Origin of the sequence: Streptomyces sp. NPDC001549 (genome assembly GCF_042894025.1) — a bacterium.
In the GTDB taxonomy this organism is placed as follows: domain Bacteria; phylum Actinomycetota; class Actinomycetes; order Streptomycetales; family Streptomycetaceae; genus Streptomyces; species Streptomyces kutzneri.
On record NZ_JBIAVJ010000003.1, the window covers coordinates 353,111 to 376,746 of the forward strand.

Sequence of the window (23,636 nt, forward strand, 5' to 3'; positions counted from 1 at the left end):
TTGAGGCACGGGGTCCGGGGCAGAGCCCCGCAACGGCGCCGGGCTCGCCGGGCTGGATCCCGGAAGGTGGGTCCGGGGTCACACCCGGCCTTGTCCACAGGCTTCCGCACCCGCATAGTGCAGCGGATAGGCTGGGCGGATGACGCGAGCCGAGCAGCCGGCGGTCGTGACCGCCCCGGCGAACCCCACCTACGACGAAGCCCTAGCCGCGGATTCCCGCGAGCGTGCGGTGCGCGCACTGCTGCGCACTCCCAGGCTGCGCCGGCTGTGGAGCGCCCAGTTGGTGAGCGGCATCGGCGATGCCCTGGCCCTGTTGGTGCTGGTGCTGCTGGCCCTCCAGGCAGCAGCCTCGGAAGGGGGCTTCGGCGGCGGGTACCGCGGCGCGGCCCTCGCCGTCGCCGCCGTCTTCGGGGTCCGGATCCTCGCCACCCTGCTCTTCGGCGCGGTCCTCCTCGGCCCGCTGGCCGGGCTGCTGGGCGCCGGCGGCAAGCTGGACCGCCGCTGGACCATGATCGGGGCCGACGGGGTCCGCCTCGGGCTCTTCGTCGTCGCCCCGCTGTGGCTCGACTGGATCCCGGCGCACGCGCTGACCGCGCTGCTGGCCACGGTCTTCGTCTCCGGCGCCGCCGAGCGGCTGTGGACCCTGGCCAAGGAGAGCGCGGCGCCCGCCCTGCTGCCCGCGCCGCCGCCGGAGGGGGCGACCGTACGGCCGCTCCCGGACCACCTGGACGCGCTGCGCCGGCTGACCCTGCGTACGGCCTTCGCAGCGCTTCCGATCGCCGCGGCCGCGCTGCTCGCCGCGACCCTGGTCGGCAAGGCACTCGGCCTCGGCATCGACTGGTTCGCCGCGAACCAGGCCGCCCTCGGCTCGTACGTGGCCTCCGGCCTCTTCGCCGCCTCGGTCTCGCTGCTGCTGCCGCTGGTGCTGCCCGGCGGGGCGACCCCGCGTCCGCGTTCGCCGCTGGAGGGCCTGCGCACCCCCAAGGCGGGCGACCGGCCCGACAAGGGCCGTACGGGTGCCATCCCCCTTCTCGTCCTGAGCTGCGCCGCGGTCGCCGGAGCGGTGTCCTGCGCCGTGTCCGTGTCCGTACTGCACGCCTTCGACCTGGGCGGTGGCCCGGCCGCCTTCGCGCTGTTCGTCCTCGCGCTGGTCGGCGGCACGGCCGCGGGCATCCGCGCCACCCAGGCCGGCAAGGTGCTGCCCGCCCTGTCCCGCCGCCGGCTGATGGCCCTCGCCATAGCGGTCACCGGGCTCGCGCTGCTGCTGACCGGGCTCGTCCCTGACATGGCGACCGTGCTGTTCCTCTCGCTGCTCGCCGGCACCGCCGCGGGCGTCGCGGCCAACACCGGCCACACCCTGCTGGACCAGGAGACCGAGGAGTTCCGGCGGGCCCGGATCACCGAGCACCTCCAGGCGGTCGTACGGGTGGCCGTGGCGCTCGGCGCCGTCGCCGCGCCCCTCCTGGCCGCGGCGATCGGCCCGCACCGGCTGACCGGTGCCCAGGTCGTCTTCGCACACGGCGGCGCCGCCTTCACCCTGATGCTGGTCGGCGCCCTGCTGCTGCCCGTCGCCGTGCTCGTGCTCACCAAGGCCGACGACCGCCGGGGCGTACCCCTGCGGCGGGACCTGCGCGAGGCGCTGCGCGGCGGGGAGCCCGTGCAGGCGGCGTCCGCCACCGGGTTCTTCATCGCCCTGGAGGGCGGCGACGGAGCCGGCAAGTCCACCCAGGTCCAGGCGCTGGCCGACTGGATACGGGGCAAGGGCCACGAGGTCGTGGTGACCCGGGAGCCCGGGGCGACCCCCGTCGGCAAGCGGCTCCGCTCGATCCTGCTCGACATCTCCTCGGCCGGTCTGTCGAACCGCGCCGAGGCACTGCTGTACGCCGCCGACCGGGCGGAACACGTGGACACGGTGGTGCGCCCGGCCCTGGAGCGCGGCGCGGTCGTCATCTCGGACCGCTACATCGACTCCTCGGTGGCCTACCAGGGCGCCGGCCGTGACCTCTCCCCGACGGAGATCGCCAGGATCTCGCGCTGGGCCACCGACGGGCTCGTCCCGAACCTGACCGTGCTGCTCGACGTATCGCCGGAGGCGGCGCGCGAGCGGTTCACGGAGGCACCGGACCGGCTGGAGTCGGAGCCGGCGGAGTTCCACCAGCGGGTGCGGTCCGGGTTCCTGACCCTCGCCGCGTCCGACCCGGGCCGCTACCTCGTGGTCGACGCGGGCCAGGACCCGGGGTCGGTGACCACCGTCGTACGGCACCGCCTGGACCGGATGCTTCCGCTCTCGGAGGCCGAGGTGGCCGCCCAGGCGGAGGCGCGGCGCCTCGCCGAGGAGGAGGCCCGGCGCAAGGCCGAGGAAGAGGCGGCCCGCAAGGCGGAGGAAGCGCGCCTCCGGGCCGAGGAGGAGGCCCGGCTGGCCCGCGAGGCCGAGGAAGCGCGGATCAAGGCCGAGGCGGAGGCCGCCCGCAGGGCGGAGGAGGAGCGGCTGCGCGCCGAGGAGGAGGCCCGGGCCCGGGCCGAGGCCGAGCGGCTGCGCCTGGAGGCCGAGGAGAAGGCGCGCGCGGCGGAGGCCGAGCGGCTGCGCCGGCAGGCCGAGGAGGAGGCCCGGCTGCGGGCCGAGGCCGAGGAGCGGCGGCTGGAGAAGCAGCGGCGGGCCGAGGAGGCCCTGCTGAAGGCCGAGGAGGCACGCCGGCTGGTGGCGGCCGAGGCGGCGGCGAAGGCCGCGGCTGCCGCTGCCGTGGCGGCCGCGGAGGCTGCTGCGGTCGCGCCGCCGGCCCCCGCGCCTGCTGCGCCTGCTGCTGTGCCTGCTCCTGCGCCCAAGGTCGGGATGACCAAGAAGCCGGAGCCGGAGCCGCACCCGGACGACGCGGTGACGGTGGAGACCCCGGTGGCTCCGGTCGCTCCGGCGGCTCCGGAGGCCAAGCCGGTCAAGCGGGTCGTCCAGCCGGACGACGTCACCCAGACCGTTCCGGTGCCGAGGATCGACCCGGCCTCCGCCGCGGAGACGGCGGTGCTGCCGCCGGTCCGCGCGGTCGACGAGACGGCGGTGCTGCCGCCCGTACGTCCGGCCGACGAGACGGCGGTGCTGCCGCCCGTACGTCCGGCCGCCCCGCAGTCGCCGAAGCCCGCGCAGGACAGCGGTGGCGGGCGGGCCCGGTCCGCCACGCGGCCGACGGCCCAGCGTCCCGAGGAGGACCCGGCCGACCGGGTGCCGTCGGGCATCTTCCGGGACTCCGGCAACGACCGGACGCGGGAGCTCCCCGTCGTCGACGGCGAGGGCCGGCCGCGTCGGCCGCGCCCGGACTGGGCCGAGGAGACCCCGCTGGACGACCTGCCGACGCTGGCGGACGAACTGCTGGGCCGCCGCCGGGACGACGAGGACGGCGAGGACGGTGGCGAGGGCGGACGGCGACCGGGCCGCCGCCGCTGACCTCGGCGGGGACGGGACCGGGACGGGATTGTCGGTGGCGCCCGCCACAATGGGTGCACGGAGAGTGAAAGGTGGTGGGCGGGATGCCCGTATGGGACGACCTGGTGGGACAGGAGCGGGTCCAGACGCAGCTGGCCGCCGCCGCCCGCGATGCCGACGCACTGGTCACGGCCATCACGGCCGGGACCGCGCCGCCCGAGGGGTCCAGGATGACCCACGCCTGGCTGTTCACCGGTCCGCCCGGATCCGGGCGGACCACCGCCGCCCGGGCCTTCGCCGCCGCCCTGCAGTGCACCAGCCCCGACCGCGCCCTCGGCGGTGAGCCCGGCTGCGGGTTCTGCGACGGCTGCCACACCACGATGGTCGGCACGCACGCGGACGTCTCCACCGTCGTCGCGGTCGGCAGCCAGATCCTCGTCGACGACATGCGGGACACGGTCCGCAAGTCCTACACGTCCCCGGCCACGGGCCGCTGGCAGGTCATCCTGGTCGAGGACGCCGAGCGGCTGAACGAGAAGTCCGCCAACGCGGTCCTCAAGGCCGTGGAGGAGCCCGCGCCCCGCACGGTCTGGCTGCTGTGCTCGCCCTCCGTGGAGGACGTGCTGCCGACCATCCGCTCCCGCTGCCGCCACCTCAACCTCAGCACCCCCTCGGTCGCGGCCGTCGCCGACATGCTGGTGCGGCGTGACGGCATCGAGCCGTCGGTGGCCCTGGCCGCCGCCCGGGTCACCCAGGGGCACGTCGACCGCGCCCGCCGGCTGGCCACCGACGAGGGGGCCCGGGAGCGCAGGGCTGCGGTGCTGAAGCTCCCGCTCCGGGTGGACGACGTCGGTGCCTGCCTCAAGGCCGCCCAGGAGCTCGTGGACGCCGCCGCCGAGGACGCCAAGCAGGTCGCGGAGGAGGTCGACACCAAGGAGACCGAGGAGCTGAGGACCGCGCTCGGCGCCGGAACGGGCGCCGGCAGCCGGATGCCGCGCGGCACGGCGGGCGTGATGAAGGAGCTGGAGGACCGGCAGAAGCGCCGTCGCACCCGCACCCAGCGCGACACCCTCGAACTGGCGCTGACCGACCTCACCAGCTTCTACCGGGACGTCCTGGCCCTGCAGCTCGGCTCGTCCGTGGCCATCGCCAACGAGGAGATACGGCCCGACCTGGAGCGGATCGCCCGCGCCTCGGGCCCCGAGCGGACCCTGCGCCGGATCGAGGCGATCATCGCCTGCCGGGACTCCTTCGACCGCAATGTGGCCCCGCTCCTCGCGGTCGAGGCGATGACGATGGCCCTGCGCGCGGGCTGACCGCCTCCGGGCCGCCGGGCGGTGGTCCACACCCGGTTGACCGACTCACCCGTACGGGCGAACCGGCCACCGGGGCCGGGTAGCGGCCGGTCCGTGCCGGGCCCGGCACGTGCCACGGAAGGCGTGCGGCCGTCCGGTCCCGGCGCGCCTGCTCGCGTCCTCCGGAAGGACGTACGCTCCGGGGATGGACACCAGTCGCCTGCTGCGTACCACCGGAACCGTGATCGCAGCCGCCGGGCTGCTGCTCTCCGGGTGCACCTCCGGCGGACTGGGGGAGCCCGGGGCCGCCGCGTTCTCCCCACCGGGGTCCGGCACGGCCAAGGCGCAGCCGTCCCCCGACGCGGCCGCGCTGCGCCCGTACTACAAGCAGAAGCTGACCTGGCGCGACTGCGGTGTCCCCGGATTCCAGTGCTCCACCATGAAGGCTCCGCTGGACTACGCGAAGCCCGGCTCCGGCCAGGACGTCGAGATCGCGGTGTCGCGCCGTACTGCCACCGGTCCCGGCAAGCCCCTCGGCTCGCTGGTGGTCAACCCGGGCGGCCCGGGAGGCTCCGGCATCGGCTACCTCCAGGCGTACGCGGGCATCGGCTATCCCGCGGCCGTCCGGGCCCGGTACGACATGGTGTCCTTCGACCCGCGCGGGGTGGAACGCAGCAGTCCCGTCGAGTGCCTGAAGGGCCTGGCCATGGACAAGTACACGCAGGTGGACCAGACGCCGGACGACCCGGCGGAGCGGGCCGAGCTGGTGGCGGCCTTCAAGGAGTTCGCGGCCGGCTGCGAGACGAATTCCGGGCGGGTCCTGCCGCACGTCGCGACCGTCGACGCCGCCCGGGACATGGACCTGCTGCGCGCGCTGCTCGGGGACGAGAAGCTCAACTACGTCGGGGCCTCGTACGGCACCTTCCTGGGCGCCACGTACGCGGACCTCTTCCCGGACCGGGTCGGCCGGCTGGTCCTGGACGGGGCGATGGACCCCACCCGGCCCGCGCTCGAACTGAACCGGGACCAGACGGAGGGCTTCGACACGGCCTTCACCGCCTTCGCCAAGGACTGCGCGAAGCAGCCCGACTGCCCGCTCGGCAAGGGCGGCCCGGACGCGGTGGGGGCGCGCCTGAAGGAGTTCTTCCGCAAGGCCGACGCCCAGCCCGTGTCGAGCGGTGACCCGGACCGCCCGCTGGGCGAGGCCCTGGCGACGACCGGGGTGATCGCGGCGCTGTACGACGAGAGCGCCTGGCCGCAGCTGCGCGAGGCGCTGAGCTCGGCGATGAACGGCGACGGCTCGGGCCTGCTGAGCCTGGCCGACAGCTATTACGAGCGTGAGGCGGACGGCAAGTACGCCAACCTGATGTTCGCGAACGCCGCCGTCAACTGCCTCGACCAGCCCCCGGCCTTCAGCGGCCCCGAGGCCGTCGACACCGCGCTGCCGTCCTTCGAGAAGGCCTCCCCGGTCTTCGGCGCGGGCCTGGCCTGGGCCGCGCTGAACTGCGCGTACTGGCCGGTGAAGGCCACGGGCAAGGCGAGGGAGCTGACCGCGAAGGGCGCCGCGCCGATCGTGGTGGTGGGCACCACGCGCGACCCGGCGACCCCGTACAAGTGGGCCCAGGCGCTGGCCGGCCAGCTCGAATCGGGCACGCTCCTCACCTACGACGGCGACGGCCACACGGCGTACGGGCGCGGCAGCGGCTGCATCGACGCCGCGATCAACCGCTACCTCCTGGAGGGCAAGGCCCCGGAGGACGGCAAGAAGTGCTGAGGCCGCCGCCCCCTGCCGGCCCGCGTCCGGCTCGGTAGCAAAGCGTGCCGGGTATGACGCGATCGCCCTGATCTGTGACGTACGCCCCGCCCCCGCGAAACCTGGTTCAGGGCACCCGTCCACACCCTGTAGACTTGGCGCCGCTGCTGATGAGAGCCCCTCTTCGAGGGAACACTTGTCTGACCAGCGGTGCCGCCTTAGCTCAGTTGGCCAGAGCAACGCACTCGTAATGCGTAGGTCTCGGGTTCGAATCCCGAAGGCGGCTCTGTAGAACCCCCAGGACTCACTCGCCGTGACCTGGGGGTTTTGCTATTTACCGGATCTTGCGCCGCCGCCGTGCACGGGCCGCGCGGGTGCTCTCGGTCTCAGTTCTGGTCTCAGACACCGGATCGGGGCCAGGCCCCCGTGCCGAAGCCGCCCGGCGACGCACAACGACATCGTGGACCGGCCAGCCGGGACACGGCACGCAGCCGCCCACCGTGCCCGCGACCCCGCCGCACCGTCCCCGACGCTGAGCTCCAAGCGCCGTACTGGGCGCCCTGCGTGCCGTCCTCCGGGCAGACGGCTGGGATGTCAACTCGGCCGCCAGCCGTGTTGTCGGTTTGCGCTTCTGGCGCGGGTATCGGCGCCGGGGTCTACCGGCGCAGCTCTTCCTCGATGAGGCACGCAATTGTCGGCCACGGGACAGGCAGGACGCCGAAGAGAGACCAGTAGCCGAACGCCTCGCGGACGATGCCGCTGACGCCGAGGTGTGCAACATCAGGGTCAATCGTGCCTATGACCCGCCGTGTGACGCCCCCAGCCCCGCGGGGCGCGGGATTGATCCCGTGACCAAGGAGGAGCGTGGCGGTGCGAAGGGCATCTAGCGTCGTTGGAGGTGCCACGTCAGCGAAGCACCCGTGGATCAGGTACTGCCAGTGTTGCTGGGTGCGCGCCCAGGCGAGCCGTTCCAGGCCGGTTCCCAGGTCTACGGCCATGCAGGTCGGGTCCTCGACGTTCCACAGGAGAACGATGTCGCCAATACCGAGGCCGAGGTGGCGGCAGTGCAGGGTGATGCCTGCGACCTCGCGCCGGCGCCAGGGGGTGAGGCTCCCGTGGACGCTCACATGGCGTGCGTGGAAACCGAGTTGGGAGAGGACGGAGAGCCAGCCGTCGAGGATGGCGCCGTACTCGTCGAGTCGTTCGATGGGCTGGACTCGGGAGACGTTGACGAAGGAGGTCAGGAAGCCGTCGCGCAGGGCGCCCGAGACGTCGCGTTCACCAGTGAAGCGGACGACGGGCTGGGGGAGGAAGCCGCGGCGGTACGTCTGGCGCTTGCCGTCCTTGAGGAGCGGGTCGAGTGCCTGGACTGCTGAGATGGTGAGCTCTGTGTCGCGTCCCCAGCGGAGCGGGAGGCAGTCGTCGCGTGGAGCGCCGGTGTCGGCGAAGGCGGTCTGCAGGCTGTGGAGGAGTTCCTTCCACGAAGGCGGCCGGCGCGGCGGGCGGTAGGGGCTACCCCGGTGCGGGTGCAGGATCTTGACGCGGGGGCCGTCGACGGTGAACTCCCAGTGGGGGCCTAACGCCGCGCGAAGCACGGTGGGTATTCGCAAGGCGCGGGCGTCTCCGACCGCACTGCTGGCCGCAGTCAGCACGATCGGGCTGCCATTGCCGAGAAGTGCCGTGCGGGGTCGAGGCGGCGCAGGCCGATCTCTTGGACCTGATTGTGGTCGAGGTCCTCGGCCTGCTCGATGGCGTGTGCCAGCCGACGGGCCGCCGCCTCGTCGTCCTCGTTGGGGTTGGCCACGGTGATGGCGCCGGTCTGCTCGCAGAGGGCGGCTTCGGCGCAGGTTCCGGTGCGCCAGGTGAGGGCGGCCATGGGGGTGCCTGCGCGGAGGGACTCGCCGAAGATCGCGGCGCCGGCCTCCACGTAGGTACGGGCGTACGTGTACACGAAGACCGCGGCATCACGGATGGCGGCCGTCTTGGCGGGGCCACCGAGTTCGCCGACCCACTCGACGTGGTCCGCGCTGAAGAGGCGGACGTGGCTCTGCACGTAGTCGTGATTGAAGACCGGGCCGACGATGCGGATCTTCCGGCCCAGGATTTGGGCGGCGCGTACGGCCAGGTGCGGCGCCTTCTCGGCGTCGATGCGGCCGAGCCAGACCAGATCCTGTCCCGCAACAGCCGGCGGCTCCTCCTCGTTGAGGCCGAGGTGCACGGCCAGCTCGGAGATCGGCTGGTGGTCGGCGTACCGCTCGATCATCTCGGGCGAGTAGCAGTAGAGGCGGGACCGCTTGCCGTCGAATGCGGCGGGGGCGTGCTGGAAGACGGGCGAGTGCTGGAACGTGGCGACGTCGCAGTCCAGCGCGTTCCAGGTGCGGGTCCAGGCCGGGAGCGAGGGGTACTCGTGTCCCACGACCAGGAGGTCGTATCCGGTGTCGCGGAGCTCGCGCTCGGCGAGCGATCCGGCGGTGATGTCCTCCAGGCGGACCGGCTTGCGGACCCAGTCGTGTTCCAGGTCCGTGAGCCAGGCCTGCCCAAGGAGGTGTACGTCGGCGCCTGCGGCTCGGGCGCCTACGGCGACCGCCCACAGCCATCGTTCGATCCCGCCGTACCCGGCGGGTGGAAAGGCGTAGCTACCAGGGAAGTCGCAGACGCCGACGAGCACGTTATGCCTCCGGTGTTCCGTCCGCCGAGATACGGCGGAAGCCGAGGTACGGGAAGAGAGATTCCGGAAGGACGAGGGAGCCGTCCTGCTGCTGGCACTGCTCGAGGAGCGCGGCCACGGTGCGGCCGATGGGCAGGCCGGAGCCGTTGAGGGTGGCGACGAGCTTGGGCTTGCCGTCCTCGCCTCGGGTGCGGATGTTCGCGCGACGGGCCTGGAAGGTGCCGAAGTTCGAGATCGAGGAGATCTCCCGGTACGTGTTCTGGCTGGGGATCCAGACCTCGATGTCGTACGTGAGCTGGGCGGAGAAGCCCGTGTCGCCGGCGGCCAGCTTGACGACGCGGTAGGCGAGGCCGAGCTCCTTCAGGCACGCCTCGGCGTGGCCGACCATCGTCTCCAGCGTGGCGTCCGCGTCCGCGGGGTCGACCATCTGGACGATCTCGACCTTGGCGAACTGGTGCTGGCGGATCAGGCCGCGGGTGTCGCGACCGTACGAGCCTGCCTCGGACCGGAAGCACGGCGTGTGCGCGGTCAGGGCCAGCGGCAGGTCGGCCGGCGGGATGATCTCGTCGGCGTAGAGGTTGGTCAGCGGGACCTCGGCCGTCGGGATGAGGAACAGCTCACGGTCGGCTACGCCGGTCTTGAACAGGTCCTCCTCGAACTTCGGCAGCTGTCCGGTGCCGGTCATCGTCTTGCGGCTAACCAGGTACGGGACCGCGTGCTCGACGTACCCGTGCCGGCGGGTGTGGATGTCGAGGAAGAGCGTCGCCAGGGCGCGCTCCAGGGCGGCACCCGACCCGCGGGAGACGACGAACCGGGGGCCTGACAGCTTCGTCGCCCGGGCGAAGTCGAGCATGCCGGTGCTCTCGCCGAGGTCGACGTGGTCCTTCGGCTCGAAGGAGAAGGCCGGCGGGGTGCCGACGCGGCGGACCTCGACCGCGAACTCGTCGGAGTCGCCGTCCGGGGCCGCGTCGTCGGGCAGGTTCGGGATGGTCAGGAGCAGATCGCTCAGCTCCGCCTGTACCTGCTCCTGCTCGGCGTCGATGTCCCGGATCTGGTCCTTCAGCTCGCGGGCGCGCTCCTTCAGTTTGGAGATGTCGCCGCCCTGCTTGGCCGTCTGCTGGACTTCGCTGGCCACCCGCTTGGCCTCCGCCCGCAGCTCGTCGGCTGAGCGGATGCTCTGGTTGCGCCGGGACTGGAGGTCTTCCAGCCGGGACAGGTCCAGGGAGTAACCGCGACGAGCGAGCCGACGAACTGCTTCGGCACCCATTTCAATCAGGGCGCGGGCGTCATGCATGAGGAAGATCCTTTTTATCCAGCGAGTGGGATGGGGATACCCCATCGACGTTAGCAACCGTCGACCCCTCGCTGATCCGCAATATCGCCGCGTCACTGGCGCCGGTGATCTCCCTACGCGCACCCGAATCGAGATCGCCCAGGAGCGCGGTGATCAGAATGGGCAGCTCGTCATCGGGAATGGCCACCGGCTCGACGTACGGGGCCTCGGGGAAGAACAGCGGCATGGCTTCTCCCTCGGCGCGGTCGCGGTACCAGAGGAGGACCGAGACCAGCAGGCCGTGGCCGACGAGGACCCGGGGCCCAGGGCGCTCCAGGGCTCCGAGCACTCCGGCGAGCATTCGGCGGATGCCCTCGCACTGGGACTCGGAAGCGCCGGGTGGGCGCTCGCCGGAGCCGTGCGTGTCGAGCCAGACGGCGTATTCGAGGAAGGGGCTGCTCTCGAATTCCCCGAAGTCCAGTTCGTTCAGCCGGGCGTCGACCACGAGCCCGGCGGACGGCACGCCCATCAGTAGTGAGGTGGTCTGGCGAGCTCGCGGGAATTCGCTGGTCAGCCAGGTGGCCACCGAGTGCAGGGGGAGTGTGGTCCAGGCGCGGCGGAGGGAGTGCCGGCCTTCCTCGTTGAGGTGGATGTGCTTGGTCGGGTCGCCGTTGACCAGGTAGCGCTTGCTGTAGTTCGTCTGGCCGTGGCGGAGGATGTACGTCGTCATCGGCCGCTCCCTGCTCCCGTAGCCATCAGATCGGACAGGACCGCGGCGATCTTCGGTTCCGAGGGGTCGCGGATCTCCCTGTAGTAGAGGAGGCCATCGACAGCGAGGGCCCTGCACCACGGCAGGATCTCCGGTACGGGGATGCGGGAGATCCGGGCGGCGGTGGCCAGCCGATCGGCCATCCCCCGTTCGAGGTCGTAATAGACGCTCCAGAAGGCCCAGTCGAAGGCTGCGTCACCTTCCACAGGGTGTGGATCGATCAGGCGTGGTTGCCGCCGCGCGTCGAAGATGACGTTCTCCGCGTACAGGTCTGCGTGCAGGACCGTCGTCCGGTCAGCGGCTTGACTGAGGCCGGCGAGCCCGTGACACGCCTGCTGCACGAGTCCGTCATGGGTGCCGAGGTCGAGCGCCTGCGCTCGTTGGTGGATGCGAGGTAGAACGACCTCGCGCATGAAGTCGGTCAGCATGGGCACGCCCGATCCGGGCCTCCGGCGGCCAAGGGCATGGAGCCTGTGGATCGCGCCGGCCACCGATTGCGTCTCCCGTGCGGGACGACCGACGCCTCCGGGCCGTCCGCCGACCAGCTCCAGGGCCGCCACCGAGAGGTCATCCGCCGCTTCGGCTACGTGCGCGGTCGGGCCGCCGGCCCATACCCGTAACGCGTTGATCTCGTGGCGGTAGCGGATGGGGTCGACCCACGCCTTCAGAACCAACCGGCTCCCGTCGGGTGCCACGGCGAGCGCGACCGCCGAGGCGTGCCCGGCATCGTGGTAGCCCCTCAGCGAGAGGGCCCACCGCTTCGCCGCCTCGGCCAGGAGGCCCGGGGCGGCCTCCAGCCACTCCTGGACCGACGGGCCGTAGTGCGCGAGCAGCCGCTCCCGACACCCCGAGGGCACATCTCCGAGCGTCTGCGTCGTCATCAGCTCAGCACGATCCCGTCGGAGACCAGCTCGTCCGTGAGGGCCGGGAAGCCCTCCAGCGCCTCGGCCACGAGCGCCTGCACCTTGTCGGTCTCGACGTCCGGGGAGGACAGCCGGACCAGGATCCGCCACGGCTGGTCGAGACGCTGGCCGGTGGTGCTGACCAGGTGCACCTCCGCGTGCCCGTCGGTGGCCTCGTGCAGCCGCTCGGCCAGGCGCTGGGCGGCGATGTTGTAGAGCTTGCCGACGTGGTAGACGGGGTTCTTGCCGTTGGCGCCCTCCAGATTCATCGGCCGCAGCGGCGTGATCAGCCCGTTGACCCGGTTGCCGCGGCCGACGACGCCCTCGTCGCCGGACTCGATCGAGCTCCCGGTGTACGTCAGGTACAGCTCGTCCTTCTCCGGGACGTCGCGGGCATTGAGCCTGAAGCGGGCCGGTGCGCCGGGGAGGCGGAGGCCGGCCATGCGGTAGCACTCGGCCAGGACGGTCTCGGCGTTGCGGACGTACTCGGCGCGGCTGCCGACGTGGCGCGACCTCTGCGGGACGCACAGGATGACGTCGGCCTGGTCCCCGTCCCAGTAGCCCATGAGCTTGACGTCGGAGCCGCACCAGGCGTGGGAGAGGGTGAAGTCGCTCTCGCCGGAGAAGTGGTTCACCAGCTTGCGGACGAACGACTCGAAGGCGTTCTCCGGGGCCCAGCCGGTGCCGAGGGAGGTGTCGTTCGAGAGTCGCACCCGCCGCTCGCGCAGGTCGTCGATGGAGCGCGGGTTGAACCAGCGAGTGCGGTCCGGCACGGCGTCGCCCGTGAGGACCGCGCCGGGGCTGGAGTTGCTGGTGATGTTGAACGTGATGTCGAGGTGATCCGACGCTTCCGGGAGCCGCTCGGCGAAGAACGCCCTGACCTCGGCCTCGACGATCTCCTCAACGGGGATCGTCTCGCCTCCGCACATGGGCGCGGCCCGCCCGTTGACCAGGACGCGCACCGGGGCCGTCATCCGGCCGGCGCCGTAGCGGACCTCGCTGGCCCCGCCGAGGAGGGCGAGCTTGTCGAAGTTGTGGTGCAGCACGGCGCCGAAGCGCTGGACGGTGTAGTGGCTGTAAGCGCGGGACAGCCGCTCGGCGAGGTGGTCGGCCAGGGTGTCGGGGTGGCCGAGTCCCTTCCGCTCCACGATGGTCGTCGCGTCCGGCTTGGTGGTGCCCGTCTCGATGGACAGGAAACCGCCCTCAGTCGTGATGGTTTTGCGCATGACAAACTCCGATCTCTCTGTCTGAAGAAGACGGGTGGGACGGATGAGCGTCATTAGCCAAAGCCGGTTGATGCAGATTGAGTTGCACGCATTTCCCAGCGGCGTTTTCGGTCTGTTGCGACATTAGCCAGGGCGCCCCGCGGCACCCCGGAAAATCCTTCCGGGGTCCACTTCGGCCACGAGGTGATGATCAGGACATGCGAGGGATGACAGAGAACCTGACCATCGGGGAGCGCGTTGCCTGGTACCGGCGGCGGCGCGGCCTCTCCCAAGAGGTCCTGGCCGGCCTTGTCGGCCGTACCACGGACTGGCTGAGCAAGGCGGAGAACAACCGGATCGAGCTTGATCGCCTCTCGGTGATCACCTCACTCGCCGACGCCCTCGACGTCTCCCTCGGAGACCTGCTCGCCGAGCCGACGCTCATGGAGTGGTCGGCCGACAGCGGCCACCGGACAGTCCCCGCGCTACGCGAAGCGCTGATGGACTACAAGCAGCTCACGCCCCTGCTGGGCCCTGTACCCGATGACGAACCACCTGCCCTACAAGACCTTCGAGTCAACGTGGGCGACGTCCTCGACGCCTACCAGGCATCCCGCTACGGCTTCGCCACCCGACGTCTTCCCCTCGTCCTGGCCGACGCGCTCGCCGCATCCCGCGCCTACTCGGGGTACGAGGGGGAGGAGGCCAATGCCCTGCTCGCCCTCGCCTACCACGGAGCAGCCATGGTGCTGGGGAAGGTCGGAGAGCCCGAACTGGCATGGATCGCCGCTGACCGCGGTCTGGCAGCCGCGCAGCACAGCGGTCGAAGCGAGGTCACAGGTTCGCTCTTCCGAGCGGTCACGCACTGCCTCCTGGCCACCGGACGCTTCACGGCAGCGGTCCAGCTCGTGAACGACGCGGCAGCCGTCATGCAGCCGGAACTGGGCACTGCAAACGACGAGTACCTCTCGGTGTACGGCACGCTGTTCCTCACCGGGGCGATGGCCGCCGCACGAGCAGAGGACCGGGCAGCTACGCAGACCTTCCTCCGAGAGGCCGACGAGACCGCGCAGCGACTCGGCGCCGATGCCAACCACATGTGGACAGCCTTCGGTCCGACGAACGTCGCGATCCACTGCGTAGCCACCGCCGGCGAACTCGGCGACATCCAGATCGCCGCGGACCTCGGCGCGCGCATCGACACCAGCGGAATGCCAGTGGAACGGCGCGTGCGGCACAGCCTCGAAGTTGCCAGGGCGCTGAGTGCCTGGAACCGGACCGACGAAGCCCTGGCCGTACTCCTGGAAGCCGAACAGGCCGCCCCCGAACAGGTCCGGCACCACTACATGAGCCGAGAGCTGGTCATCGGCTGGATACGCGGTACCCGAGGCCGGCCCTCCCATCCCGTGGCCGACCTGGCGCGCAGACTCCGCATCGTCGCTGGCGGCTAGAGTCGAATCCGTGAGCGAGAACGAGCATGAAGCGAAGATGGCCCACCCCCGCATGGCGGCCGGCGCTCTCTTCTTCGACGAAGCTGATCGAGTCCTCCTCGTCGAGCCGTCGTACAAGGACTACCGAGACCTTCCCGGCGGATACGTCGAACAGGGCGAGTCGCCCCGACAGGCTTGTGTGCGCGAAGTCCACGAGGAACTGGGCATCAAGCCCCACATCGGCCGCCTCCTCGTCGTCGACTGGGCGCCGAACCCGGGAGAGGGCGACAAGGTCCTCTACCTCTTCGACGGCGGCCTCCTCGACGCAGATCACCGCCAACAGATCGCGCTGCAAGCGGACGAGCTCCGCGGCTACGACTTCCACCGCGCCGAACAGGTGCCAGACCTCACCATCCCCCGCCTCGCGCGCCGGATCGCCGCTGGCATCGAGGCCCGGACGAGCGGCCTGACTGCCTACCTGGAACACGGGCAGTCGCCGGAAACATAGGCCTGCCTACACCTGTGCTTCAGCACCCCGGCTTCGTGGGGCACCACAAGGTGCTGGGCGAAACTGCTGGAGGATGAGTGCACCTTCGAGCAACCCGTTCGTGGTCAGAGGCGTCGGCCCCAAGCGACCCTTGTAAGGTCGAAACGTGGCCACTCTCTCCCTCCCCGATAACCTCGCAGACCTCTCCGACCTCCCGGCGGAGGCGGTAGAGCATGGCGAGGTCTTCACCCGGCGCTGGGTGGTCGATCTCATCCTCGATCTCATCGGCTACACGGCCGACAAGGATCTGTGCGGCCTGAAGATCGTGGAGCCTGCCTGCGGTGGGGGCGCGTTCCTTGGCGCCATCGCTTCGCGGATCAGCGCCTCGTGTCACGTGCACAAGCGCCCCATCACGGACGCGCTCGACGCGGTCCGTGCCTTTGATCTGCTGGAACGCAACGTGCGGGAGAGCCGTGCGCTAGTCGAGAAGCAGCTGCTCGACGACGGGCAGCGGCCGGAAGAGGCCAGGAAGGTCACCGAAGCCTGGATCGGGCAGGGTGACTACCTCCTCCAGTCCGATGCGGACCATCGCGCCGACTACGTCGTGGGCAATCCTCCATACATCCGTCTTGAGGACGTACCGGACGATCGCATGGCTGCCTACCGGAGCGCCTGCCCGACGATGGGCGGTCGCGCTGACATCTACGTCGGCTTCTACGAAGTCGCGCTCCGGAGCCTGAACCCTGGCGGAAAGCTGGGCTTCATTTGCGCGGACCGCTGGATGCGGAACCAGTATGGTCGTCGACTGCGCCAGCTTGTGACCAGCGAGTTCAGCATGGACCTGGCCCTGGTGATGCACGACGTGGACGCCTTTGATGAGCAGGTTTCGGCCTATCCTGCGATCACGATCATCTCGAATAGGGATCAAGACGAAGCCGTAGCAGCGGATACCACTCGGTCATTCGGAGCCCAGGCAGCCCAGACGTTCGCCGCCTGGTACTTGTCCGACGGACCCACCCCCATCACCACCTCCGCGTTTCAGGCTGCACGCATGCCCCACTGGTTCCCCGAGGAGGACTCGTGGCCGGCCGGCTCGCCAGCAAGGCTGGCGGTCCTCGAAGATCTCACCGAGCGCTTCAGGCTTCTGGAAGACAAGGAGACCGAGACCAGAGTCGGGATCGGGATCGCCTCCGGCGCCGACAAGGTCTTTCTCACCAAGGACAAGGGCCTGGTGGAAGAAGATCGCCTGCTACCTATGGCCATGGTCCGGGACACCACAAGCGGCAGGTTGGACTGGAACGGCACGTTTCTGGTCAACCCGTGGACGGCAAATGGGGAGCTGGTGGATCTCACCGCCTACCCCCTGCTCAAGGCCTACTTCGAGCAGCACAGCGCTGCCCTGCGCAAGCGGTACATCGCGGTCAAGCAGCCTCAGCGCTGGTACAAGACCATCGACAAGGTCGATCACCACCTCACGCGCCGGCAGAAGCTGCTGTTTCCGGACATGAAGCTGAGGATCCACCCAGTCCTCGATGAAGGCGGCGAAGGCGGCCTGTACCCTCACCACAACCTGTACTTCATCGTCTCGGATGTCTGGGACATGCGCGTACTCGGTGGCCTGCTGCTGTCCAAGGTCGCGGAGGCATTCGTGGAGGCGTACGCGGTCAAGATGCGAGGGGGAACCCTCCGCTTCCAGGCTCAGTACCTCCGCAAGATCCGCGTGCCCGACCCTGCCGCGATCAGCGAGAGCGATCAGGCAGCCCTGGCTGATGCCTTCGACAAGCGAGATGCGGAGGCCGCGACGGCCGCTGCCTTGCGTGTCTACGGCCTCGCCGAGCTGCCTGACTAGGAGGAGCGGATCTTGACGGTCACCCGCCAAGACTTCGAGGACGCCGTAGCGGCTTACTGGGGCGCCAAAGACCTGCAGCGCGAGCTGTCGACGATCAAGGCCGCTGTGGGTGCCGGCACGGCAGGTTCCGTACGCGGCGGCAAGCACTTCGACCCCATCGCTGTCCTACTGTCGAAGTTCTTCCTTGACGCTGGATATCCACCGGAGAGTATCCGCGTCACCAAGTCGCAGGGCCTTGAACTGCCTGGCTACTACCGGCCCCAGAAGCAGTGGGACCTGGTCGTCGTCCACAAGGACACCCTCGTGGCGGCCTTTGAACTGAAGGCACTCGGCGGACCCTCGTTCGGAAACAACTACAACAACCGGGTCGAGGAAGCGCTGGGCAGCGCCATCGACCTGCGCCATGCGGCCCTGGCCGAGTTGTACCCGGGGGAGGAGCCCTGGCTCGGATACTTCTTCATCATGCAGGACGAAGAGGGGTCTCGTCGGCCGGTCAAGCCGGCCAAGGGCGCATTGCCGGTCGAGCAGATCTGGCATGGGTTGTCCTACCAGGAGCGCTTCGGCGTCTTCTGCCAGAGGCTGATGTCCGAGCGGCTCTACAACGCCGCCTGCTACATCACGTCGTCGGCATCGAACCCGAAGCCCAACGAACCGATCGACAAGCTCAATTGGCTGCGGTTCTCGGCTGCCATAGACGCGCGTCTCACCTACCTGAAGAACCTTGGGTTCCCCGGCTAGTTGCGCCTGAGCGGTGAGCACCCGTAGACAATCATTGCCTGGGTGCTCACCCGGGCCGTGCGGGGGGTGGTAGGCATGAGCGACGTCAACTACTCCTTCAGCATCGCCTTCACTACCTTGACGCGCCCCTCGATCGCTGCGCGGAGGACACTCGCCGTTGCCGTTGCCAGGGGCTCCGCGTAAGTGATTTCGCCATCGGCGCGCTTCGCGGTGATGAACCAGCCGGCATCATAGACGCGCTCTCCGATGAAGCGCCGGATCATTTCCTGGTACCGCTGGTTGTAGGAAAGCCCCTGGAAGGTGGTATCGGTCGGGAACATGGCCCGCGTGACCCTTCCTTCCTTCTCCGTCTCGGGGGTTTCCTGCAGCATGAACACGTAACCGAGCCACGGAGGTACCTGCCCGAACGGGCTCTGATCGTTCTTCCGCTGTGCGGCGTCGATGTCGGTGGCGCTACCCAGCGCCTCCTCGAACCGGTTGTTGAAGTTCTTCCCGACGCTACCGACCTGGGACTTGAACTCGAACGCGGCCACCAACACGCCCTTGTACTTCACGACCAAGTCCCACTGCTTGCGGACGCGGTAGTAGCCAGGAAGGTAGGGCTGCCCGGTCTTGATGCAGTCTTCGGGGATCCCACAGTCGACGAAGATGCTCTTTACCAGGGCTTCGAGGGGCTTCATGTGCCCGTTCCCCCTGGCCGATCCGCCTGACTTTCCCTTGTCCTTCAGCTTGCTCTCCTGGGCATCCCGCCGGAGCCAGAAGTCCTCGACGGCGTGCTGGATGTCCTGGGTGTCCACGCTGTGTCTCCCTGTTCGTCGAAGTGGTGAGGACGAACCCCCGACCGATGTCAGTCTGCGTGATGGGTCTGACATCCCGGTTGGGTCCTTGGTGGGGTGACCGGCCGTTAGCAGCGCGGCTTGATGGGCAGTCGGATCACGCTTGAGAGTGGAGGATCAATGGTTGCGCCCCGGCCTGCACCGCCGATCCTGTACCTTCCCAGTCGGCCGCGCAGGCGCGACAGCGTTGTAGGCCCTTGTACGCGTCTGGTCCTCTGAGGGGAATCGATGGCCAAGCTGACTGAAGAGCAGAAGGCAAACCGTGCAGCTGCGCGAGCGCGCCGTGAGGCTCTTGCGGCCGAGGAGAAGGATCGCCGGGACGCGGAGCGGCGTGAAGCGTGGGCGCGTGAAGGTACACAGCTCACCTGGGACGAGTACAAGGCCGGGGTGTCCTGTCGAGGTTGTGGCGAACCCATGTATGACGGCCTGGGGAGCTGGCCGGGGCTCATGTACCTCTCCGAAGAGGAGAAGCGCGACCACGAGGCCATGGAGGAGCGCTTCCGGCGGCTGCACCCAGACTGCAAGAGCGGCCGCTGGGGCACCGGCGGGTCGCGCGTGACTCACTGCTGTCTGTGCTGTCCGCCGCCGCCGCTGGGGCCGGCGCAGATCGAGAAGCTCAGTCGGCTCTTCCAGTCCTTTCCCTCCGCCGAGGAACGCAAGAAGGACCTGGATGCCTGGGAACTGATCCTCACCTGCGATCACGTGACCACCTTCATCCAGCACCGGGAGAACACCTACGTCCGGCGAGTGGTCGATTGCCCCGAGTGTCAGACGCGACGCGGGGTCGTCGACAGCAAGCGACTCGGGCCGGCATATACGGACGAGGGCGTGAAGGCAGCGTGGAGCGAGGCGGAGCAGGCACGTCTCGCTGCCGAATTGTCCAAGGCGAAGGAGCAGCTCCGGCGCCAGCAGCAGCGTGCTGCTGCTACGAACAACCGGATCGAGGAGCTCCAGAAGCAGCTGAGCCCGTCTGCCCCGGGCGACGGTACTGCGTGAGCGGTGCGTGAGCGGACTGGGTGGCACGGGGTGGATTGGGCGGCACGCGGGTTCAGGAGGGGAAGTCTCTGACCCGGACAAACGGGATCTGGCGGCACCGCCTGGCACCAGCCGGGATGATCTTGTGGGGCCTCGTAATGCGTAGGTCTCGGGTTCCCGAAGGCGGCTCTGTAGAACCCCCAGGACTCACTCGCCGTGACCTGGGGGTTTTGCTATTTCCTGGGCCAGTTGGAGCCCCCGCCCGGTATCTCCTGTCCGGCGGGGGCTCACCTGTGTCGGGTACCTCGTGCAGTCAGACCGCGAGTTTCAGTACGAGACGGGCGGTGGACTCGATGAGGTCCTTGTCGGCCGGTTCGCCGAAGACGAGGACGCGGTAGTAGATCGGGCCGAGCAGGAGATCGGCGAGCCGGGCGAGGTTCTCCTTGTCCGGGGTCTTTCCCGTGTGGCGCTCGATGATCGCGCCCAGGCCGGCCAGATCGCGTTCGCGCTGCTTGAGCAGGAAACCCTCGCGCAGGGAGGCGGCGGCGCCCTGGTCCAGTTGTGCATGGCCGAGGAGCGCCTGGAGGACCTGGCCGGCCGGCTCCTGGAAGAAGTCGGCGATGCGGTGCAGGTGTGCGGTGAGGTCCTCGGCGGCGGTTCCGGCCGGCTCGGCCCAGGCCAGCCCTTCGAGGGCGTCGTCCTCCAGGGCGTCGAGCAGGATCTCGACCTTCGACTTCCACCACCGGTAGATCGTCTGCTTGGCGACGCCCGCCCGTGCGGCGATGCCCTCGATCGTCGTCGCGGCGAAACCCTGTTCCACCAGCAGGTCGTCGGCGGCGTTCAGCACCGCGACGCGAATGCTTTCACTGCGCCGCGGACCCGTGCGGCTCACGACGGGTGAGGGGGCGCGGCGGCCTTCGGTCTTCCGTGCGGCGCTGATGGTCGTTCACCTCTTGTTCCGTGCGAATGCCGCGATTCTGGCACACCGGATCGATGCCGTGACCGGCCGATCACACGGGCGCTTCCTGGGTCTTGCGGCTGCGGGCGAGGCTCAGCAGCACGGTGAGCGCGAGCAGGGCGACCACGGCGCTGAAGATCTCCCCGGCCGGCCGCAGGCTCGTGGCGCGGATCAGTACGCCGACGCCGATCGCGGGGACGGCGAGCAGGGAGTAGAGGATCGCGAAGAACGTCGACACCGACGCGCCGCGGTGCTGCGGGTCGCTGCGGGTGGTGATGCTGCCGATGCCGTGGCCGAGGGCGATGCCGGTGGCCAGGCCGTTCACCGCGGCGCCGAGGAGCAGCGGGACCAGGGAGGTGACCGCCATGGCGAGCGCGATCAGTGCCGCGGCGAGGATCAGTCCCAGGCAGGCCACGGAGAGGGCGGCGCCCGGTTTGATCCGGCAGACCAGCAGCTGACCCAGTGCGGTGCAGGCGAAGGCGGTGAAGACGACGAGTCCGGTGAGCGAGTGGCTGGTCTCGTGGAGGACCGTGCCGAGGAACAGGCCGGTGACGGCGGTGAGGACGCCGAGCACCGCGAAGCCCGCCCCGGCGGCCATCGCGGAACGCAGGAAGTCCGAGCGGATCTCCGCCGGGATGTGCAGCGGCTGGAACCGGAAGGTGAATCCGGAGCGGTGTGCGGCCGTTTCCCGGGACGAGGCCACGCCGACGAGCCCGGTCGCCGCCAGGACGAGCATCACGATCCACGGTGTGCGCAGCGGAGAGGGCGCGGCATCGGCCAGGATCCCGGCGAGCAGGGTGCCGCAGGCGAGGCCGCCCATGTTGGCGAACAGCGCGACCGTCGCGGGCCGGACCCTGCGGCCCTGCGGGATGAGTTCCGTGAGCGAGGCGGTGGCGGCGCCGGTGACGAGTGCGGCGGAGAAGCCGGATATCACGCGGGCGACGAGCAGGACGGCCACGTTGCCGGCGGCCAGGAACACCAGGGCGGCGCAGGCGGAGAGCAGTGTCGCCGCGACCAGGACGGGGCGCCGCCCGATCTGGTCCGAAAGGCGCCCGAAGGCGAGGAGTCCGGCGACGACCCCGATGGCGTAGACGGCGAAGATCACGGTGACGGTGATCGGGGAGAAGCCGAAGTCCTTGCCGTACAGCGGGTAGAGGGCGGTGGGCGCCGTGGTCCCCGCCATCGTGATCCAGAAGGCGAAGGCCACGACGGCGGCCGCGAGCCGGCTGCGGGGCTCGTGTGAAGTCGGCGCGTCGGGCGGGGAGTCGGCGCGGTCGGCGCGGTCGGTTCGGTTCGGCACGGATGACCTCCGGCATAAGACTGGACGGTGCGTTGCGTCTGACGGTGACATTAGACTAGACGTTGCGTCTACTCAACGTGGCGCACGCCGGCGGCGATCGGCTGGGGCGATTGCGCGGTTCGGGAGCCGGTATGGGGTGGGTGTTGTGGTGGCGGGGTGGGCCGATGAGGCTGGGGCCCGCAGATGAGGTCGCCGGGCTGTCGGGCCGGCGCGTACGTGGAGGTGCGGCGTGGGGCGGTTCACCGTTGTCGTCAACGGCGAAGAGCAGTACTCGATCTGGGCCGAAGGGCGCGAAGTGCCCCTGGGCTGGCGGGACACGGGTGTGGCCGGGACCAAGGAGGAGTGCCTCGCGCACATCGACGAGGTCTGGACGGACCAGCGCCCGCTGAGCGTGCGCTAGCCCGCCATCGGTTCCGGGTTACGCGTCCGGGGGGAGCCAGCCGCGCTGGACCGCTCGGACGCCGGCTTCGAAGCGGCTCCGGGCGCCCAGGCGTTCCATCAGGACCGTGGCGATGCGGCGGGCCGTGCGGTGGGAGACCCCGAGGCGCTTGGCGATCCCCTCGTCGGTGTGGCCCTCGGCGAGCAGGCGCAGGCTGGCCGCCTCCTGGTGGTCCAGTTCGGACTCGTCGCGGCGCGGGGCCCGGCCCAGCGGGCGGGCGTTCTCCCACACCGTCTCGAAGAGGGTGCACAGGGCGGTGAGCGTGCCCTGGCCGGTGAGGGCGACCGCGCCCTCGCCGCTGTCCTCGCTGTTCACGGGCAGGACGGCGGTCGTCCGGTCCACGATGGTCATCCGCAGCGGCAGCACGGCGATCGTGCGGACCTGGCCGCCCAGCTCCGTCAGCCACTTGGCGTGCGCCTCGCTGGCCGGGTTGTTGCGCACGCTGTCGAGGTAGATCGTCCGCATGGTGACGCCCCGGCCGAGCAGCCGCTCGTTGAGCGGGCGGGAGGCCGCCATGTTCGCCTCGGTCTGCGCCCCGCCGGGGGCGAAGACCATCACCTCGTTCCGGACGTTCTCGGTGAGCACCGCGAGGCGGGTGCGGACCTCGTCGACGTCGGCGAGGTGCTCCACGCTGACCGGCGTTCCGACCGGGCGCAGGTCCTCGTACTCGGAGATCAGCTGCCGGGCCGCGGTCCGGGCGCCCGCGATGCGCTGTTTCTCCAGGGACAGCTCGGCCTGGCGCCGGGCCAGCAGGTACTCCAGGCCGACCTCCGGGCTGACCGCGCGGGGCGCCGCCGACGCGTCGGCCGCTCTGTCGGCGGGGTACTGCACGAGCGAGAGGCCGGCCAGCCGGTCCCATGCCGCGTGCACGGCCTCTTCGGAGATTCCGAGCAGCCCGGCGAGGGCCTCGGCGTCGTCCCGCGGGTGGCTCAGCATCGCCCGGTAAACGGCTTCGGTCGGTCTGTCCAGTCCCAGTACGTCGAGCATCGGCCCCCCATCCGTCAGCAGAGACCAGTATCTCTGGTGTGGCCCGTTCGGCCCGTGCTGGCCAGATTGGGTCAGGGCCCAATCTGGCCACCGGAAAACCCTTTCCCGAGTCTGTGACGCGTGGTGATGCTGGAGCTGCAAGAAACACGCATGACACAGGGGGATGTTCTTCATGCTTAGCACTCGTATGGGCAAGGCCGTAGCGATCGTCGTCTTCGGTGCCGCCGTGCTGATGGCGCCCGCCACCGCGCAGGCCGCCACCACCGAAGCACCGCAGGGCGCCGCCGCGCCCACCACTGAGACCGACGCCCAGAAGACGGACATGGGCTGGCAGTGACCGCCGCCACCAGCACGGAGACG

Annotated in this window: 20 protein-coding genes and 1 tRNA gene; 11 read left to right on the top strand and 10 right to left on the bottom strand. The window is 70.1% G+C overall.

Going from position 1 to position 23,636, the window contains the following annotated elements:
* The first annotated feature begins 139 nt into the window (after nucleotides 1-139).
* The 4 genes from tmk (at nucleotide 140) to ACFY04_RS07120 (ending at nucleotide 6,746) form a co-directional block, all read left to right on the top strand.
* Nucleotides 140-3,433, top strand: a complete 3,294-nt coding sequence (gene tmk / locus ACFY04_RS07105; RefSeq protein WP_389114649.1) for a dTMP kinase — start codon at nucleotides 140-142, stop codon at nucleotides 3,431-3,433.
* An 83-nt stretch (nucleotides 3,434-3,516) separates the two neighbouring features.
* The gene (locus ACFY04_RS07110) at nucleotides 3,517-4,728 is read left to right on the top strand and encodes a DNA polymerase III subunit delta' (protein ID WP_389114650.1); all 1,212 of its coding nucleotides are present in this window, start codon (nucleotides 3,517-3,519) and stop codon (nucleotides 4,726-4,728) included.
* A gap of 184 nt (nucleotides 4,729-4,912) precedes the next feature.
* On the top strand, nucleotides 4,913-6,481 hold the full coding sequence (locus ACFY04_RS07115) for an alpha/beta hydrolase (RefSeq protein WP_389114652.1): 1,569 nt from the start codon (nucleotides 4,913-4,915) through the stop codon (nucleotides 6,479-6,481).
* A gap of 191 nt (nucleotides 6,482-6,672) precedes the next feature.
* Nucleotides 6,673-6,746, top strand: a tRNA-Thr gene (locus ACFY04_RS07120).
* Between the two features lie 370 nt (nucleotides 6,747-7,116).
* Here the strand turns inward: ACFY04_RS07120 and ACFY04_RS07125 are convergent.
* Genes ACFY04_RS07125 through ACFY04_RS07150 form a run of 6 tightly spaced genes read right to left on the bottom strand, consistent with a single transcriptional unit; the run spans nucleotide 7,117 to nucleotide 13,298 of the window.
* Entirely contained in the window at nucleotides 7,117-8,055 is a 939-nt protein-coding gene (locus tag ACFY04_RS07125) for a hypothetical protein (protein WP_389114653.1), read from the bottom strand.
* 50 nt (nucleotides 8,056-8,105) lie between these two features.
* Entirely contained in the window at nucleotides 8,106-9,128 is a 1,023-nt protein-coding gene (locus tag ACFY04_RS07130) for a glycosyltransferase (RefSeq protein WP_389114655.1), read from the bottom strand.
* 1 nt (nucleotide 9,129) lies between these two features.
* A complete protein-coding gene (gene serS / locus ACFY04_RS07135; protein WP_389114656.1) occupies nucleotides 9,130-10,422 on the bottom strand; it encodes a serine--tRNA ligase in 1,293 nt (430 codons plus the stop codon).
* Nucleotides 10,415-11,131 carry a histidine phosphatase family protein gene (locus tag ACFY04_RS07140; RefSeq protein ID WP_389114657.1) on the bottom strand — a complete coding sequence of 239 codons (717 nt, stop codon included), beginning with the start codon at nucleotides 11,129-11,131 and terminating at the stop codon, nucleotides 10,415-10,417. The genes serS and ACFY04_RS07140 overlap by 8 nt, the downstream gene beginning before the upstream one ends.
* On the bottom strand, nucleotides 11,128-12,051 hold the full coding sequence (locus ACFY04_RS07145) for an aminoglycoside phosphotransferase family protein (protein WP_389114659.1): 924 nt from the start codon (nucleotides 12,049-12,051) through the stop codon (nucleotides 11,128-11,130). The genes ACFY04_RS07140 and ACFY04_RS07145 overlap by 4 nt, the downstream gene beginning before the upstream one ends.
* Complete coding sequence (locus ACFY04_RS07150; RefSeq protein ID WP_389114660.1) at nucleotides 12,051-13,298, bottom strand: methionine adenosyltransferase; 1,248 nt, start codon at nucleotides 13,296-13,298, stop codon at nucleotides 12,051-12,053. The genes ACFY04_RS07145 and ACFY04_RS07150 overlap by 1 nt, the downstream gene beginning before the upstream one ends.
* A gap of 206 nt (nucleotides 13,299-13,504) precedes the next feature.
* On the opposite strand from ACFY04_RS07150, the gene ACFY04_RS07155 reads away from it, so the two are divergent.
* The 4 genes from ACFY04_RS07155 (at nucleotide 13,505) to ACFY04_RS07170 (ending at nucleotide 17,781) form a co-directional block, all read left to right on the top strand.
* On the top strand, nucleotides 13,505-14,728 hold the full coding sequence (locus ACFY04_RS07155) for a helix-turn-helix domain-containing protein (protein ID WP_389114662.1): 1,224 nt from the start codon (nucleotides 13,505-13,507) through the stop codon (nucleotides 14,726-14,728).
* Nucleotides 14,729-14,738: 10 nt separating this feature from the next.
* Nucleotides 14,739-15,215, top strand: a complete 477-nt coding sequence (locus ACFY04_RS07160; RefSeq protein WP_389114664.1) for an NUDIX domain-containing protein — start codon at nucleotides 14,739-14,741, stop codon at nucleotides 15,213-15,215.
* A 145-nt stretch (nucleotides 15,216-15,360) separates the two neighbouring features.
* The gene (locus ACFY04_RS07165; protein ID WP_389114666.1) at nucleotides 15,361-17,043 is read left to right on the top strand and encodes an Eco57I restriction-modification methylase domain-containing protein; all 1,683 of its coding nucleotides are present in this window, start codon (nucleotides 15,361-15,363) and stop codon (nucleotides 17,041-17,043) included.
* Between the two features lie 12 nt (nucleotides 17,044-17,055).
* Nucleotides 17,056-17,781: a PaeR7I family type II restriction endonuclease gene (locus ACFY04_RS07170; protein WP_389114668.1), complete on the top strand. Its 726-nt coding sequence runs from the start codon at nucleotides 17,056-17,058 to the stop codon at nucleotides 17,779-17,781.
* Between the two features lie 89 nt (nucleotides 17,782-17,870).
* Here the strand turns inward: ACFY04_RS07170 and ACFY04_RS07175 are convergent, their stop codons facing one another.
* Nucleotides 17,871-18,578, bottom strand: a complete 708-nt coding sequence (locus ACFY04_RS07175) for a PaeR7I family type II restriction endonuclease (RefSeq protein ID WP_389114669.1) — start codon at nucleotides 18,576-18,578, stop codon at nucleotides 17,871-17,873.
* 267 nt (nucleotides 18,579-18,845) lie between these two features.
* Between ACFY04_RS07175 and ACFY04_RS07180 the strand changes: the two genes are divergently transcribed.
* Entirely contained in the window at nucleotides 18,846-19,613 is a 768-nt protein-coding gene (locus ACFY04_RS07180) for a hypothetical protein (RefSeq protein WP_389114671.1), read from the top strand.
* Nucleotides 19,614-19,905: 292 nt separating this feature from the next.
* Here ACFY04_RS07180 and ACFY04_RS07185 read toward each other — a convergent pair whose 3' ends face one another.
* Both ACFY04_RS07185 and ACFY04_RS07190 read right to left on the bottom strand, forming a co-directional pair.
* Entirely contained in the window at nucleotides 19,906-20,439 is a 534-nt protein-coding gene (locus ACFY04_RS07185) for a TetR/AcrR family transcriptional regulator (protein ID WP_389114673.1), read from the bottom strand.
* A 163-nt stretch (nucleotides 20,440-20,602) separates the two neighbouring features.
* Nucleotides 20,603-21,850: an MFS transporter gene (locus ACFY04_RS07190; protein WP_389114674.1), complete on the bottom strand. Its 1,248-nt coding sequence runs from the start codon at nucleotides 21,848-21,850 to the stop codon at nucleotides 20,603-20,605.
* Nucleotides 21,851-22,079: 229 nt separating this feature from the next.
* Here ACFY04_RS07190 and ACFY04_RS07195 point away from each other — a divergent pair, with 229 nt between their 5' ends.
* On the top strand, nucleotides 22,080-22,250 hold the full coding sequence (locus ACFY04_RS07195) for an MbtH family protein (RefSeq protein WP_189743929.1): 171 nt from the start codon (nucleotides 22,080-22,082) through the stop codon (nucleotides 22,248-22,250).
* A gap of 18 nt (nucleotides 22,251-22,268) precedes the next feature.
* Here the strand turns inward: ACFY04_RS07195 and ACFY04_RS07200 are convergent, their stop codons facing one another.
* Nucleotides 22,269-23,276 carry a helix-turn-helix domain-containing protein gene (locus tag ACFY04_RS07200; RefSeq protein WP_389114675.1) on the bottom strand — a complete coding sequence of 336 codons (1,008 nt, stop codon included), beginning with the start codon at nucleotides 23,274-23,276 and terminating at the stop codon, nucleotides 22,269-22,271.
* A 172-nt stretch (nucleotides 23,277-23,448) separates the two neighbouring features.
* Here ACFY04_RS07200 and ACFY04_RS07205 point away from each other — a divergent pair, with 172 nt between their 5' ends.
* Nucleotides 23,449-23,613: a hypothetical protein gene (locus tag ACFY04_RS07205; RefSeq protein ID WP_389114676.1), complete on the top strand. Its 165-nt coding sequence runs from the start codon at nucleotides 23,449-23,451 to the stop codon at nucleotides 23,611-23,613.
* Nucleotides 23,614-23,636: the final 23 nt, after the last annotated feature.

Coding starts and splice junctions, on each gene's coding strand:
- ACFY04_RS07115 (WP_389114652.1), top strand. CDS start 4,913: ATGGACACCAGTCGCCTGCTGCGTACCACCGGAACCGTGATCGCAGCC.
- ACFY04_RS07205 (WP_389114676.1), top strand. CDS start 23,449: ATGCTTAGCACTCGTATGGGCAAGGCCGTAGCGATCGTCGTCTTCGGT.
- ACFY04_RS07155 (WP_389114662.1), top strand. CDS start 13,505: ATGACAGAGAACCTGACCATCGGGGAGCGCGTTGCCTGGTACCGGCGG.
- ACFY04_RS07150 (WP_389114660.1), bottom strand. CDS start 13,298: ATGCGCAAAACCATCACGACTGAGGGCGGTTTCCTGTCCATCGAGACG.
- ACFY04_RS07180 (WP_389114671.1), top strand. CDS start 18,846: ATGGCCAAGCTGACTGAAGAGCAGAAGGCAAACCGTGCAGCTGCGCGA.
- ACFY04_RS07110 (WP_389114650.1), top strand. CDS start 3,517: ATGCCCGTATGGGACGACCTGGTGGGACAGGAGCGGGTCCAGACGCAG.
- tmk (WP_389114649.1), top strand. CDS start 140: ATGACGCGAGCCGAGCAGCCGGCGGTCGTGACCGCCCCGGCGAACCCC.
- ACFY04_RS07140 (WP_389114657.1), bottom strand. CDS start 11,131: ATGACGACGTACATCCTCCGCCACGGCCAGACGAACTACAGCAAGCGC.
- serS (WP_389114656.1), bottom strand. CDS start 10,422: ATGCATGACGCCCGCGCCCTGATTGAAATGGGTGCCGAAGCAGTTCGT.
- ACFY04_RS07145 (WP_389114659.1), bottom strand. CDS start 12,051: ATGACGACGCAGACGCTCGGAGATGTGCCCTCGGGGTGTCGGGAGCGG.
- ACFY04_RS07200 (WP_389114675.1), bottom strand. CDS start 23,276: ATGCTCGACGTACTGGGACTGGACAGACCGACCGAAGCCGTTTACCGG.